The 14,713-nt window shown below is 64.2% G+C and carries 11 protein-coding genes; 2 read left to right on the top strand and 9 right to left on the bottom strand.

Annotation, left to right across the window (positions count from 1 at the left end):
* Positions 1–4: 4 nt before the first annotated feature.
* The 7 genes from ubiE to R1T44_RS16955 form a co-directional block, all read right to left on the bottom strand.
* The gene (gene ubiE / locus R1T44_RS16985; protein ID WP_043332974.1) at positions 5–751 is read right to left on the bottom strand and encodes a bifunctional demethylmenaquinone methyltransferase/2-methoxy-6-polyprenyl-1,4-benzoquinol methylase UbiE; all 747 of its coding nucleotides are present in this window, start codon (positions 749–751) and stop codon (positions 5–7) included.
* Positions 752–898: 147 nt separating this feature from the next.
* Positions 899–1,267: a DUF971 domain-containing protein gene (locus R1T44_RS16980; protein ID WP_284726939.1), complete on the bottom strand. Its 369-nt coding sequence runs from the start codon at positions 1,265–1,267 to the stop codon at positions 899–901.
* A 333-nt stretch (positions 1,268–1,600) separates the two neighbouring features.
* A complete protein-coding gene (gene hslU / locus R1T44_RS16975; protein ID WP_043332972.1) occupies positions 1,601–2,926 on the bottom strand; it encodes an ATP-dependent protease ATPase subunit HslU in 1,326 nt (441 codons plus the stop codon).
* 1 nt (position 2,927) lies between these two features.
* Complete coding sequence (gene hslV, locus R1T44_RS16970) at positions 2,928–3,449, bottom strand: ATP-dependent protease subunit HslV (RefSeq protein ID WP_043332970.1); 522 nt, start codon at positions 3,447–3,449, stop codon at positions 2,928–2,930.
* A gap of 331 nt (positions 3,450–3,780) precedes the next feature.
* Entirely contained in the window at positions 3,781–4,434 is a 654-nt protein-coding gene (locus tag R1T44_RS16965) for an SPOR domain-containing protein (RefSeq protein ID WP_043332968.1), read from the bottom strand.
* Positions 4,435–4,437: 3 nt separating this feature from the next.
* A complete protein-coding gene (gene argS, locus R1T44_RS16960; RefSeq protein WP_043332965.1) occupies positions 4,438–6,123 on the bottom strand; it encodes an arginine--tRNA ligase in 1,686 nt (561 codons plus the stop codon).
* Positions 6,124–6,363: 240 nt separating this feature from the next.
* A complete protein-coding gene (locus R1T44_RS16955; RefSeq protein WP_284726900.1) occupies positions 6,364–8,622 on the bottom strand; it encodes a primosomal protein N' in 2,259 nt (752 codons plus the stop codon).
* A 241-nt stretch (positions 8,623–8,863) separates the two neighbouring features.
* On the opposite strand from R1T44_RS16955, the gene rpmE reads away from it, so the two are divergent.
* Complete coding sequence (gene rpmE, locus R1T44_RS16950; protein WP_054556509.1) at positions 8,864–9,076, top strand: 50S ribosomal protein L31; 213 nt, start codon at positions 8,864–8,866, stop codon at positions 9,074–9,076.
* A 568-nt stretch (positions 9,077–9,644) separates the two neighbouring features.
* Entirely contained in the window at positions 9,645–10,913 is a 1,269-nt protein-coding gene (locus R1T44_RS16945) for a malic enzyme-like NAD(P)-binding protein (RefSeq protein WP_284726901.1), read from the top strand.
* 174 nt (positions 10,914–11,087) lie between these two features.
* Here R1T44_RS16945 and R1T44_RS16940 read toward each other — a convergent pair whose 3' ends face one another.
* Together R1T44_RS16940 and R1T44_RS16935 are read right to left on the bottom strand one after the other, a co-directional pair.
* Positions 11,088–11,849 carry a DUF481 domain-containing protein gene (locus tag R1T44_RS16940; RefSeq protein ID WP_043332961.1) on the bottom strand — a complete coding sequence of 254 codons (762 nt, stop codon included), beginning with the start codon at positions 11,847–11,849 and terminating at the stop codon, positions 11,088–11,090.
* A gap of 224 nt (positions 11,850–12,073) precedes the next feature.
* Complete coding sequence (locus tag R1T44_RS16935) at positions 12,074–14,590, bottom strand: penicillin-binding protein 1A (RefSeq protein WP_284726902.1); 2,517 nt, start codon at positions 14,588–14,590, stop codon at positions 12,074–12,076.
* Between the last annotated feature and the right edge of the window lie 123 nt (positions 14,591–14,713).

Genomic DNA, 14,713 nt, shown 5'->3' with positions numbered 1-14,713 from the left:
AGCCTCAGAGCTTGATGCCGCGGTGCAACGCGACGATGCCGCCCGTCAGGTTGGTGTACTCGACGCGCTCGAGACCGGCCTCTTCCATCATGCCGGCCAACGTCTTCTGGTCGGGGTGCATGCGGATGGACTCGGCCAGGTAGCGGTAGGAGTCGGCGTCGCCGGCGACCATCTCGCCCATCTTGGGCAGCAGCCGGAAGCTGTACTGGTCATAGGCGGTGGAGAGCAGCGGATTGACCGGCTTGGAGAATTCCAGCACCAGCAGACGGCCACCCGGCTTGAGGATGCGCTGCATGGAGCGCAGGGCCTTGGCCTGGTCGGTGACGTTGCGCAGCCCGAAGGCGATGGTGATGATGTCGAAGGTGTTGTCCGGGAAGGGCAGGGCTTCGGCATTGGCCTGCACGTATTCGACGTTGCCGCCGACGCCACGGTCGAGCAGCTTGTCGCGGCCGACGTTGAGCATCGAGGCATTGATGTCGGCGAGCACCACGCGGCCTTTCGGGCCAACCAGACGCGAGAACTTCAGCGTCAGGTCACCGGTGCCGCCGGCGATGTCCAGCACCGACTGGCCGGGACGGGCGCCGGCACGCTCCAGGGTGATGCGCTTCCACAGACGGTGGATGCCGAACGACATCAGGTCATTCATCACGTCGTACTTGGCGGCGACACTGTGGAAGACATCCGCGACGCGGCCTGCCTTCTCGTCCACGGCAACTTCCTGATAACCGAAGTGAGTCGTACGCTTGTCCATGACTTCCCCTGTTGTGACGCCGCCGTGGCGACGTCAGCACAATATGGTGAGCTTTCGCAGTGGCTCGATTGTAACCGCTGGCCAGCGGGCTGTCTTTTGGCAAGACGTCGACTCGGACATCTTGCCGCGCCCAGTGGCATCAGTGGCTTACAGCTGGTTGAGCGGAATGCCCAGTGGTTCGCGCGAGGCGCCGGCCTCTTCCAGCTGGCGCAGGTAGTAGGCCCACATGGCGTCGCGGCGATTGGCCAGTTCCCACAGGTATTCCCAGGTATACAGGCCGCTGTCATGGCCATCATCGAAGTGCAGCTTCAGCGCGTAGCGGCCGCTCTGGGTGATGTTGGTCAGCCCGACGTAGCGCATGCCGACCTGCAGGGTTTCCTGGCCGACACCGTGGCCACGCACTTCTGCCGACGGCGACATCACGCGCAGGAATTCGGTGCTCAGGCGGAAGCTCTGGCCATCGGCGTAGCCCAGCTCCAGTTCGCGCTCTGACTTGTGGTAGTGCACGCGCGTCAGTACCGGGGCCTCTTCGCCATCGCGGGCATGGCGCTCATTGAGGCGGTAGTCGCGCTGCTGGCCGCTGGTATCAGCGTCGTGGGACGCGGCGGCGTCCTTGGGAGTGTCGTGGCTCATCGGGGCATCCTCGGGCTTGCATGCCGCGCGGTGGCGTGGGGCGCAGGGCGGCATGGCGAAGGCAATAGGCGTCGAGCGCGGCGCTTGGCCGGTCGATGTGTCTTGTGCGCATGATGCACTGACGCCCGATCCGGGCCAAGCCGGATCGGGCGTCAGAAGTCCCCTCAGGAACGGGACTGGCTTCCATGAGGGGCTGTCAGGCGCGTGAGCGTGTCGTCAGAGGATGTAGCGCGACAGGTCTTCATCACGCGCCAGATCACCCAGACGGGCATCGACGTAGGCGGCATCGACCTTGAGTTCGCCGGGCTGATCGCCACCCTCGTAGGAGATCTCTTCCAGCAGACGCTCCATCACGGTGTGCAGACGACGGGCGCCGATGTTCTCGGTGCCTTCGTTGACCTGATAGGCGATCTGCGCGATGCGCTCGATGGCGTCATCCGCGAAGCTCAGCTCGACGCCTTCGGTCGCCAGCAATGCCTTGTACTGACGGATCAGGGCGGCGGACGGCTCGGTCAGGATGCGCTTGAAGTCTTCCGGTGTCAGGGCGTTGAGCTCGACACGGATCGGCAGACGGCCCTGCAGCTCCGGAATCATGTCCGACGGCTTGGACAGGTGGAAGGCACCGGAGGCGATGAACAGGATATGGTCGGTCTTGACCATGCCGTGCTTGGTGGACACGGTGGAGCCTTCGATCAGCGGCAGCAGATCGCGCTGCACGCCTTCGCGGGACACGTCACCGCCACTGCCGGATTCGCCACGCTTGGCGACCTTGTCGATCTCGTCGAGGAAGACGATGCCGTTCTGTTCGACGGCCTCGATGGCACGGCTCTTGAGGTCTTCATCGCTGACCATTCTGGCCGCTTCTTCCTCGTGAACCAGCTTGAGTGCTTCCTTGACGGTGATGCGACGGCTCTCTTTCTGCTGCTTGCCCATGTTGGAGAACATGGACTGCAGCTGGCTGGTCATCTCTTCCATCCCCGGCGGGGTGGCGAAATCGAGACTCTGGCTGGCCGGGCTCAGCTCGATGTCGATTTCCTTGTCATCCAGCTGACCTTCGCGCAGCTTCTTGCGGAACATCTGGCGCGTGCTGCTGTTGTTGGCGGCAGCGTCGTACTCTTCGCCACGCACACGCGGCAGCAGGGCGTCGAGGATGCGCTCTTCGGCGGCATCTTCGGCCTTGTCGCGCACTTCCTTCATGGCGTCTTCGCGCACCAGCTTCATCGCGACCTCGACCAGGTCGCGGATGATGGATTCCACGTCACGGCCGACATAGCCGACCTCGGTGAACTTGGTCGCCTCGATCTTGAGGAAGGGCGCGCCGGCCAGCTTGGCCAGACGACGGGCGATCTCGGTCTTGCCGACACCGGTCGGGCCGATCATCAGGATGTTCTTCGGCGTGACTTCCGGGCGCAGATCGTCATCGAGCTGCATGCGGCGCCAGCGGTTGCGCATGGCAACCGCCACGGCGCGCTTGGCTTCAGGCTGGCCGACGATGTGCTGATCGAGGGCGTTGACGATTTCCTTCGGGGTCATCTGGGACATCTCAGGACAGCTCCTCGATGATGGCATTGTGGTTGGTGAAGACGCAGATATCGGCCGCGATGGAGATGGACTTCTCGGTGATCTCGCGGGCGGAAAGCTCGGTATTCTCGATCAGGGCGCGGGCAGCGGCCTCGGCGTAGTTGCCGCCGGAGCCGATGGCCAGTACGCCGTGCTCGGGCTCGACCACGTCACCGTTGCCGGTGATGATCAAGGAGGCGTGCTTGTCGGCGACCACCAGCATGGCCTCAAGCTTGCGCAGGGCGCGGTCTGAGCGCCACTCCTTGGCAAGCTCCACGGCGGACTTCACCAACTGGCCCTGATACTTCTCGAGCTGCGCTTCGAAGCGTTCGAACAGCGTGAAGGCATCGGCGGTACCACCGGCGAAACCGGCCAGCACTTGATTGCGATACAGACGACGCACCTTGGCGGCGTTGCCTTTCATGACAGTGTTGCCAAGGGATACCTGGCCGTCACCAGCCAGGGCGACCTGGCCGTTGCGACGCACGGAGACGATCGTGGTCATGGATAACTCCTGAGAGAGCATGCCGGCGATTGGAATAAGGTGAACGGGGCCGGGCATGGCATTTCTGGGCAGACGAGGCCGTGGCCTCGTCGCGTAAAACGGGTGGTGATCGTCAGCCTGGCGCTTGCCACTGCTTGCCGCGATCCTGCACCGCCTGACGGGCGGCACGCGGGCCTGATATCTCACCGGAATGCTGTAGATGGGGGCGCCGATACGGGTTTCAAGTCATCGGCGACTCAGCGTTGACTGCGATCGGCCCTGGTCTGCGCCCTCATGCAACGGGCCCGCTCAAAAATGAGCGGGCCCGTCTGTCGCAAGGCTCACGCCTGGCTTACTGCAGCTTGATCAACAAGGGCTCGATGCCCTGGGTGTTCATCAGGTCCTGGGCGCGATTGAGCTCGCGGGTGTCCTTGTAGGGACCGACCTGCACCCGGTGCCAGACGGTACCGCCGGAGGCATTGACGTCACTGACCTTGGCCAGCAGGCCAAGGTCCTTGAGCTTGCCGGCCAGCTTCTTGGCATCGCTCATCTCGCGGAAGGACGCGGCCTGCAACATGTAGTTGGTCAGCGAGGCCTCGGACTTCTTGGTGCTCTCGGCGCTGCCCGGGCGCGGCGTGGACTTGTACTCATCCACCTTGGGAGCGATCACCTCGGTTTCCGGCAGCAGGGTGTAGAACTCGAAGGTCGGCATGTTGCCGGCGGACTCTTCGGGGGCTTCCTTCTGCTGCTGGTTGCCCTGTTTGGCGGCTTGCTGCCCGTTCTGCTGTCCGTTCTGCTGCGTGTTGGCCTTGGGCACGATGGCCGCGACCGGTAGACGCGGGGCCTGTTTCTCGAAGTACTGCGCGAGAGCGAAGCCGGCGATCAGGCCGATGATGCCCCATAGCCAGCCGGGCAGACCACGGCTCTGGCTGGCAGCGGGTTGCCGACGGGGGCTCGCCCCCTGGCGGGAGGCGGGCTTCTTGTTGGCGGGGCGGCGAGCAGCCATGGCTTACATCTCCTCGGGAGCGCTGACACCCAGCAGGGCCAGGCCGTTGCGGATGACCTGAGCGGTCGCCAGACCCAGCGCCATGCGCGCATTGCGGGTCGCGTCGTCCTCGACCATCACCTTCACCGCGTTGTAGCAGGTATGGAAGTCGGAGGAGAGGTCCTGCAGGTACTGGGCGACCTGCTGCGGCTCGCGCACCTTGGCGGCGTGGGCGACGACGTCCGGGAACTGCGCCATGCGATTCATCACGGCCTTTTCCTGGTCGCTGGTCAGCAGGGTGAGCTGCGCCATGGCCAGGGCTTCGTCGAAGGGCTTCTCTTCGCGGCTGGCCTTGCGCAGCACGCTGTGCACGCGGGCGTGAGCGTACTGGATGTAGTAGACCGGGTTGTCATTGGACTGGGAGCGCGCCAGGTCGATGTCGAAGGTCAGCTGGGAGTCGGCGCGACGTGCGGCCAGGAAGTAGCGGGTCGCGTCGCGGCCGACTTCCTCGATCAGGTCGCGCAGGGTCACGTAGCTGCCGGCACGCTTGGACAGCTTCACTTCCTCGCCGGAGCGCATCACGGTGACCATCTGGTGCAGCACGTAGTCCGGCCAGCCCTTGGGGATGTCCGCCTGCAGAGCCTGCAGACCGGCACGCACGCGGGTCACGGTGGAGTGGTGATCGGCGCCCTGCTCGTTGATGACCTGGGTGAAGCCACGCTGCCACTTGTCGAGGTGGTAGGCGACGTCGGGCAGGAAGTAGGTGTAACCGCCGTCACGCTTGCGCATCACGCGGTCCTTGTCATCACCGAAGTCGGTGGTGCGCAGCCACAGGGCGCCGTCGTCTTCATAGGTGTAGCCGTTGTCGACCAGGCGCTTGACGGTCTCCTCGACCTTGCCGTCGCTGTAGAGCGAGGACTCGAGGAAGTAGACATCGAATTCGACGCCGAAGGCCTTGAGGTCGAGATCCTGCTCATGGCGCAGGTAGGCGACGGCGAAGACGCGGATGGCCTCCAGGTCATCGGGGTCCGCGGCGCCGGTCACCTGCTTGCCATCGGCTTCGACGGTGTCGCCGGCCATATAGGAGGCAGCCAGTTCGCTGATGTAGTCACCGCGATAGCCATCGGCCGGCCAGCTGGCATCGTCCGGGCCCAGGCCCTTGGCGCGCGCCTGGACGGAGAGCGCCAGATTGTTGATCTGGGCGCCGGCGTCGTTGTAGTAGAACTCGCGCGTGACGTCGTGACCGGTGGCGGCCAGCAGGCGGCACAGCACGTCGCCGACCGCGGCACCGCGGCCGTGACCGACGTGCAGCGGGCCGGTCGGGTTGGCGGAGACGAACTCGACCTGCACCTTCTCGCCGGCACCCACGTCGCTGTGACCGAAGCTGTCGCTTTCGCTGAAGACGCGACGCACGATATCGGCTACCGCACCGGTGTCAGCGAAGAAGTTCAGGAAGCCGGGCCCGGCGATCTCGACCTTGGAGACGGCATCGGAGGCCGGCAGCGCCGCGATAAGCTTCTCGGCCAGATCGCGCGGCTTCATGCCGGCGGCCTTGGACGTCATCATCGCCAGATTGCTGGCGTAGTCGCCGTGGCTCTTGTCCTTGGTCGGGTCGACCTTGATCTGCGGGCTGGCGTCGGCGGGCAGGGTGCCGTCGGCCTTGAGGGTTTCCAGGGCCTGGCCCAGCAGTTCGATGATCGTCTCTTTCATGGAATATCGGTCTCTTCACGGCTCGGGTCGCACCGCGTGCCATACAGCAGGCGGTTGCAGGCATCAGGCCTGCGGGCAATGGGGGAGTGCGGATGTCGCTGCACGATGGCGGGCATTATCACCGATCCTGCGGCTTGCATAAACCGTCGTGATCAATCGCGCCGCATTCCGCGCCCTGCAGGGATAGTGGTCAGTTCATCGCAAGCGGTGTGAAGGGCTGTCACACCGCTTGCGTATCGCTCAGGCCATGCCGATGGGATCGACATCCAGCGACCAGCGCAGGCGGCGTGCGTCGCGGTCCTGCTCGCAGAGCGTCACCAGCCAGGCCGCCGCTTCATGCAATGGGCCGCGTTTCGCACAGCGCAACAGCAATTGGGCGTGATAGCGATTCTGGCGGCGCTCCATCGGCGCGGGAACCGGGCCGAGGCAATCCACCTTGAGATTGGCAGCCTCGACGTGCTGGCGCAGGGCGCCACCGACCTTCAATAGCCACTGCTCGACCTGCTGCTGGTCGCTGGCCTCGGCGCGCAGCAGCGCCAGATGGCTGAACGGCGGCAGCTGGGCGATGCGGCGCTCCTCGAGCAATTCCCCCGCCAGCTGCGGGTAGCCGGCCTGAATCAGCGTCAGCAGGTTGGGGTCTTCCGGGTGGCGGGTCTGGATCAATACCTCGCCGGGGCGCTCGGCGCGTCCGGCGCGCCCCGCGACCTGCACCAGCAGCTGCGCGGATTGCTCCAGCGCGCGGAAGTCGGCGGCATAGAGGCCGCTGTCGGCGTTGACCACCACCACCAGGGTGACGTGGGGGAAGTGGTGGCCCTTGGCCAGCATCTGGGTGCCGACCAGCAGGCAAGGCTCGCCACGCCGAATCACCGCCAGCGCCTCGCTCATGGCGTCCTTGCGCTGGGTGCTGTCGCGGTCGATGCGCAGCACCGGCACGTCGGGGAATTTCTCGCCGAGCAGCTCTTCGGTGCGCTCGGTGCCCGCGCCCTGCGGGCGCACATCCCCGCTGCCACAGGCCGGGCAGGCATCCGGCAGCGGGCGGGTGCGCTCGCAATGGTGGCAGGTCAGCTGGGGCGGATGGCGATGCAGGGTCATGCGGGCATCGCAGTTGTCGCATTCGGCAATCCAGCCGCAGGCATGGCAGGTCAGGGTCGGGGCGAAGCCGCGCCGATTGATGAACACCAGCACCTGATCGCCCTGGGCGAGGCGCTTCTCGATCGCCTCCAGACTCTGGGTCGAGAGGCCGCCCAGCGTCATGCGGCCGCGCAGGTCGACGGGGTGCAGGCGGGCCGGCTGGCTGCGACCGGCCCGCTGATGCAGGTGCAGATGCGTGAAGCGCCCCTCGCGTGCATGGCGCAGGCTTTCCAGAGACGGCGTGGCGCTGCCGAGCACCACGGGTATGCCTTCCTGCTTGCCGCGCACCAGCGCCAGATCGCGGGCGTGATAGCGCAGGCCGTCCTGTTGCTTGAAGGAGCCGTCGTGCTCCTCGTCGACGATGATCACGCCGAGTCTGGCCATCGGCGTGAAGATGGCGGAGCGGGTGCCGATCACGATGCGCGCACGACCGCTGCGGGCGGCTTCGAAGCCATCAAGGCGTTCACCATCGCTGACGCCGGAGTGCAGCATCACCTGCGGCACGCGGAAGCGTCTGCGGAAGCGCTCCAGCGTCTGGGGCGTCAGGCCGATCTCGGGCACCAGCACCAGCGCCTGGCCGCCGCGGTCCAGCACCGCCTCGATCAATTGCAGATAGACCTCGGTCTTGCCGGAGCCGGTCACGCCCTCCAGCAGCGTGGGCGAGAAGCGGCTCAGGCCTTCATGCAGACGCGAGAGGGCGCGACCCTGCTCATCATTGAGGGCCAGGCCGGGTTCGGCGAGCACGCCCTTGTTGGCCTGCTCCGGCGTGGCGCCGGTCACCGGCTCCTCACGGGATTCGATATAGCCGCGACCGCGCAGGGTCTCCAGCTGCTGGCGGGTGAAGCCCTGGGCGGTGATGGCGCTGTGCACCAGGCCATGACGATGCTGAGCGAGCAGCTCCAGCAAGGCGATCTGGCGGGTGGCTCGCCCCAGGCTTGCCGGCTCGGTGGCGCGGCCCTTGTCGGTCAGCGTCCAGCGCTCACGGGTACGCGCCTCCAGGGCGCGCCCCTGACGCAGCAGCGAGGGCATCGCCTGGGCGAAGGTGTCGCCGAGCGAGTGCTGGTAATAACGCGCGGTAAACTGACATATCCACAACCAGTCGGCCGGCAGCGGTTCGTCATCGATGACTTCGCTGACAGGCTTGAGCTTGTCGATGGGGAAGCTTGAGTCGCTGCGCAGCTCGGCGATCACCCCGACCAGCTGGCGACGCCCGAATTCGACGCGCACGCGCAGGCCCACCTGCCAGCCGTGGCGGGGCGGTTGGCGGGATGGCAGGTAGTCGAACAGATCGCGCAGCGGGCCGGGAATCGCGATGCCCAGCACACGTCCCGGCAGGTGAGTCGCAGTCTTGTCGGTAGTGTCAGGCACGCAAGGTATCCGGATATGAGGTGATATGAAGCATTCAGGAAAAACGGGTGTACGCCGTGGCACGCAGTCTACAGAGTGTTGCCCGCAATAAACGGCACAAAGTTTGGTCTTGCGGCAGATGACTGGTAAAATGCGCGGCCTTCCGTCGGAAACGGCGGAATGACCGGTTCAATCCAAAACCCGTGTACGGTGCCTGGCAAGTGATCAGGTGGCGGTGCACAGCGACCTGAGGTTACACATCATGAAACAGGGTATCCATCCGGACTACCAGCGCCAGACCGCAACTTGCTCCTGCGGCGCGCAGCACGAAATCGGTACCACTTCCAAGCAGACTTTCGCGCTTGACGTGTGCTCCGAGTGCCACCCGTTCTACACCGGCAAGCAGAAGCAGGCTACCACCGGTGGTCGCGTCGAGCGCTTCAACAAGCGTTTCGGTGCTGCCATCAAGCGCTGATACCTTCAGCTGCTTGTCGCTTTCATGGCGCTGCGCATCTTGCAGCGTCATGGACGAAAAACCCGCTCACGAGCGGGTTTTTTTGTGCCTGTCGTTCAGGCCGCTCTGAAGAGAGCCACGACCATGGCAGCCGGCCCGGGATGCCCTTGTCGTGATGTTCTGGTCGTAATGGTCTGATGTGATGGTCTGCCGTGATGCCCTTGCGAAGATGTCACCCCGGCGCTGCGCTTGCTGAAAGGAAAGATTGTTTCCGATTTGGCACTTTTTCTGCTCTGCCTCTGCATCAAGCGCGCCGGAATGGCGGGTTGCGTCAGTGATAGGTCGAAAATCGAGGATCTTGCACGAATCGTGGCGTCATCTCGGGGCGAAATCGGCGTGGAAGCCGGTCAGCGATAAGGAAAGGTTTATGGCTGAGCAGGGCATCCATAACGTTAGACGAATGGCTAAAATGTTTTTTAAACAATCGTTTTAAAGTCATGCATAACAGCAAGTTGCGTCGGTTGTTCAGAGGTGTCTTTTTCTATATTCTGGAGCAGCCAACCCCCCGCCAAAATACCGGATGACACGCATGTCTGATGCCATGAAGAAAGCAGCACTGCAATATCACGCCGAACCGATTCCCGGAAAGCTCTCCATCGAGCTGACCAAGCCGACCGAGACCGCCAAGCACCTGGCGCTGGCCTACAGCCCGGGCGTTGCCGAGCCGTGCCGAGAAATCGCCGCCGACCCGGAAAATGCCTACCTGTACACCGGCAAGGGCAACCTGGTCGCGGTCATCTCTGACGGGACTGCCATCCTTGGCCTGGGCAACCTGGGGCCGCTGGCTTCCAAGCCGGTCATGGAAGGCAAGGGCGTGCTGTTCAAGCGCTTCGCTGGCATCAACTCCGTCGATGTCGAAGTGGATGCGGAAAGCCCGCAGGCCTTCATCGACACCGTGCGTCGCATCCACACCACCTACGGTGGCATCAACCTGGAAGACATCAAGGCACCGGAGTGCTTCGAAGTCGAACAGGCGCTGATCGAACAGTGCAACATCCCGGTCTTCCATGACGACCAGCACGGTACCGCCATCGTCACCGCGGCCGGCATGCTCAACGCCCTGGATATCGCCGGCAAGAAGCTGGAAGACGCGCGCATCGTCTGCCTGGGTGCCGGCGCTGCCGCCATCGCCTGCATGAAGCTGCTGGTGGCCAGTGGTGCCAAGGTCGAGAACATCTTCATGCTCGACCGCAAGGGCGTGATCCACAGCGGTCGTGACGACCTGAACCAGTACAAGGCGATGTTCGCCACCGAGACAGAGCTGCGCACCCTGGACGATGCCATCGATGGCGCCGACGTCTTCGTCGGTCTGTCCGGCCCGAACCTGCTCAAGGCAGAGCAGCTCAAGAAGATGGCCGTCAATCCGATCGTCTTCGCCTGCTCCAACCCGGACCCGGAGATTCACCCGGATACCGCTCGCGAAGCACGCCCGGACGTCATCATGGCGACAGGTCGCTCCGACTACCCGAACCAGGTCAACAACGTGCTGGGCTTCCCGTTCATCTTCCGTGGCGCGCTGGATGTGCGTGCGACGCGCATCAATGAAGAGATGAAGCTGGCCGCCGTTCACGCCCTGAAAGACCTGGCGCGTGAGCCGGTCAGCCAGGATGTGCTGGATGCCTACGAGATCGACAGCCTCGAATTCGGCCCGGGTTACATCATCCCGACGCCGATGGACTCGCGTCTGCTCGAGCGTCTGCCGGCCGCCGTGGCCCAGGCGGCCATCGATTCCGGTGTCGCACGCAAGCCGTACCCGGCGCACTACCCGCTGACCAGCACGGATCAGGTCTACGGTTAAGCGTCAGCGGTCGAATGGCCGGTTGGCGGCGTCGCTGAAGCGACGCAGGACATGAAAAAGCCCTCGTCGGAGATTCCGGCGAGGGCTTTTTGTTGGTGGCTGCTTTCAGTCATGAACCGCGAGCCATGAGCCATCAGCGACTGGCACCTGGGCAGGCAGGCGTCAGGCCTGTGCTCAGAAGCTGTAGAGGATGGAGGCCGCCGTGGTGGTGTCGGTCTTGGCATCCGACTCGTCGGGCGGGTTGGTGTTGTTCTCGATCTCGTGCGAGAGCTTGAGAGCGAGGCTTGCATTGATGGCGACCGTCAGCGCGGTATAGCTGCGACTGATCACGTTCTCGCGTGTGGCCTCCGCCGAGAACTGCTGTTCGAACTTGGAGGTGTCGGACAGCTGCCAGCGGTAGTCCATCGCGCCATAGCCCAGCAGGTAGTTCTCGTGATCCCCCGCCGTGATGTCATCGAAGCGATAGCCCGGCCCGGCCTCGAGGGAGAGGTTGTGCTCGGGGCCATCCAGTATCGTGATGCCCTCACCGACGATGGAGGTGACCTGGTGGTTGTAGCCGGAGAAGCGCTCCTTCTCCCAGCGCAGCAGCCCGAAGGCGTAGTGATCATCGCTGAGATCATAGCGCTCGCGCTGTCCGACCAGGTACTTGTCGGTCGTGGTCTCGCCACTGCTGGAGACATGCTTGGCCTCCACACGGAAGGTGTGAGTCCAGGGCTTCAGATGCCAGGAGAGGCTGGTCTTGCCCAGCAGGGTCTCGCTGTTCGAGTTGCCCGACAGCTTGGTGAAGCCCAGCTCGGCCTGGCCGCTGAAGGGCTCAGAGTCCTCGCTGGCGGGTGGCGGTGCATAGAAGAGGTCGTCTGCGACAGCCGTGTCGAGGGGAAGCAGGGCCAGGCACAGAAACGCGGTCCTGCGCAGTGTGGGCAATGGGTGAAGCATGCGAACTCCGGCATGTTTGAGGCATGACATCATCATCGGGAATGTGGCTTGCGAGATGACGCTTGCTGAGCGAGGCGGCCTGGCGCGTCATCCGGACGCTACCAGTGGATCGCGATATGGGGGAGCCTTGCGAATGCTCAGATGGCAGAAGAGCGACCAGCGGCCGCTCTTCCTTGGGCTCTCCCCCTGCCGATGAGGCTGGCAGGCGAGGTCTGGAGATCAGATCAGAAGATGGCCTCGAAAGTTCCGGTACCTTCCGAACCGCTTTCCTGCTCCAGTTCCTTGCGGATGGTGCGTTCCTGGTAGGGCGGCAGATTATCCTTGCGGAACAGCTCACTGATGCCGCCGGACTGACCGCTGCGCAGGCGCTTGCCAGAGTCCGGGTCGATGGTCGCCGTCACGATGTTGTCCGGACGCTCCATGGTGGAGGACGGCATGCCCTTGAGGGCACCGCGCATGTAGTCGGCCCAGATGGGCAGGGCGGCCTGGGCGCCATACTCGGCCAGGGTGTCGTTGGAGTCCTTGCCGACCCAGACCGTGGCCACCAGCTTGCTGTTGAAGCCGGAGAACCAGGCATCACGCTGGTCGTTGGTGGTGCCGGTCTTGCCGGCCAGATCATCACGACCCAGCGCCAGGGCGCCACGGCCAGTACCGCGCTTGATGACATCCTGCATCATGTCACGGATCAGATACATGGCTTCGGGGGAGGCGACACGCTCGGCCAGCGGGTACTGGCGACCGTCACGATTGACGGTGACCATGCCCGGCGCACAGTTGGCGCAGGCAACCGGCGGATGCGCTTCATAGTCGGTCTCGTCATCGCCACGCGTGATGGTATCGATGTACCAGGGCTCGACACGGAAGCCGCCATTGGAGAGCACGGCATAGCCGCGTGCCATCTCCAGCGGGGTCAGCGAGGCGCTGCCCAGGGCCAGTGACAGGCCATTGGGCAGCTCGTCACGCTGGAAGCCCAGCTTGACCAGGAAGTCGAGAGTCTTGTCGAGGCCGACTGTCTGCAGCAGACGCACGGAGACCAGGTTCAGCGAACGATACAGGCCAACGCGGATACGGGTCGGGCCGGTGAACTTGCCGCCGGCATTCTCCGGACGCCACACCTTGCCGCCGTCCTGAAGCACGACAGGGGCGTTGTTGATGATGGTCGCCGGCGACATGCCGGCCTGCTCGAGCCCGGACAGATAGACGAACGGCTTGAAGATCGAGCCTGCCTGACGGCGTGCCTGGATGGCGCGGTTGAACTTGCTGGCGGAATAGCTGAAGCCACCTTGCAGGGCGAGGATGGCACCACTTTCCGGGTCCAGCGAGACGATGGCGGATTGCGCGTCCGGCAGCTGGCCCAGACGGTAGCCGTCGTCCTGCTTGATCACGCGTACCAGATCACCGGCCTTGGCGATCTCGGCGGCCGAGCCCGGCACGCCACCACGCCATTTGGCGCTCTTGTACTCGCGCGCCCACTTCAGGCCATCCCAGTCGAGGGTCACGACCGTGGCGTCGGCCAGCAGTGCCTTCATCTGCTTGCCGGTGCTTTCGACCACGATGGCGGCCTTCAGCGGGCCGTAATCCGGGGTGCGATCGAGCACTTTCAGCCAGTTCGAGACATCACGGTCGATGCCGGCGATGCGCTTCTCGCTTTTCTGGGCCGCCTGCTTGGCGGTTTCCAGCACTTCCGGTGACTTGGAGAGTTCTTCCTCGAGGCCGGCCTGATCGGTCTGGTCCTGAGCTTCCGCCAGGGAGGCGGCGATGTCGGATTCCTCGACCCCGCGCCAACCGTGGCGGGTATCGTAGGCGATCAGTCCCTTGATCAGCGCATCACGTGCCATTGGCTGCAGCGAGCTGTCCAGCGTCGTGGTGATGCGGACGTTGTCGGTGTAGGCCTTGTCGCCGAAGCGGTCGACGGCGAAGCTGCGTGCCATTTCCGCGACATAGGGTGCCTGCACTTCCGGTCTGGAATAGTGGCGTGCCGCGGTGATCGGTGCCTTGACGGCTTCGTCATAGGCCTGCGGCTCGATGTAGCCCAGCTCCTTCATGCGCAGCAGGATCCAGTTGCGACGGATCAGTGCGCGCTGCGGGTTGGTCAGCGGGTTGAAGCTCGATGGCGCCTTGGGTAGGCCGGCCAGCATGGCCTGCTCGGCCAGGGTCAGTTCATCCAGGGACTTGTCGTAGTAGGTACGCGCAGCGGCGGCGATCCCGTAGGCGCGATGGCCCAGGAAGATCTTGTTGACGTAGAGCTCCATGATCTCCTGCTTGGAGAGGATCTCTTCCATCTGCAGCGACAGCAGAATCTCGCGAATCTTGCGCGTGAAGGTCTGGTCCAGCGTCAGCAGATAGTTGCGCGCTACCTGCATGGTGATGGTGCTGCCACCGGACTGGATGCTGCCGCTGGAGGCCAGCTGCACGGCCGCGCGCGCCAGCCCCTTGGGGTCGATGCCCGGGTGGGAGAAGAAGTTGCTGTCCTCGGCGGCGAGGAGGGCGTCGACGAAGGTCTCGGGGATCTCGTCGTAGGTGACCGGGATGCGGCGCTGATCACCGTATTCGCCGATCAGCTTGCCATCGCGGGTATAGATGCGCAGCGGCGTCTGCAGCTTGGTATCCTGAAGCTGATGGACGTCGGGTAGGCCCGGCGAGAAGTACAGCGAAGCGCCAACGATGGCCAGAAGTCCCGCGGCACATAGTGATAGCAGCAGCCAGAACACTGGCGAAAATAGTCGTCTCAATAGCTTCATGGCAAGACAGGGTCCGTGGGTAAGAAAAGCGAGTGGCTGCGCGGGGATTGGCAATTCCATTGCTGGGGCATTATAAGTAGCGGGTTCAGATGCGGCCAGCGTTGAACCCTGACTTGCGCGTCT

Source organism: Cobetia amphilecti, assembly GCF_032923285.1.
Taxonomy (GTDB): domain Bacteria; phylum Pseudomonadota; class Gammaproteobacteria; order Pseudomonadales; family Halomonadaceae; genus Cobetia; species Cobetia amphilecti.
The sequence above is the reverse complement of the archived record's forward strand: the minus strand, read 5'-3'. Positions and strand labels throughout refer to the sequence as shown.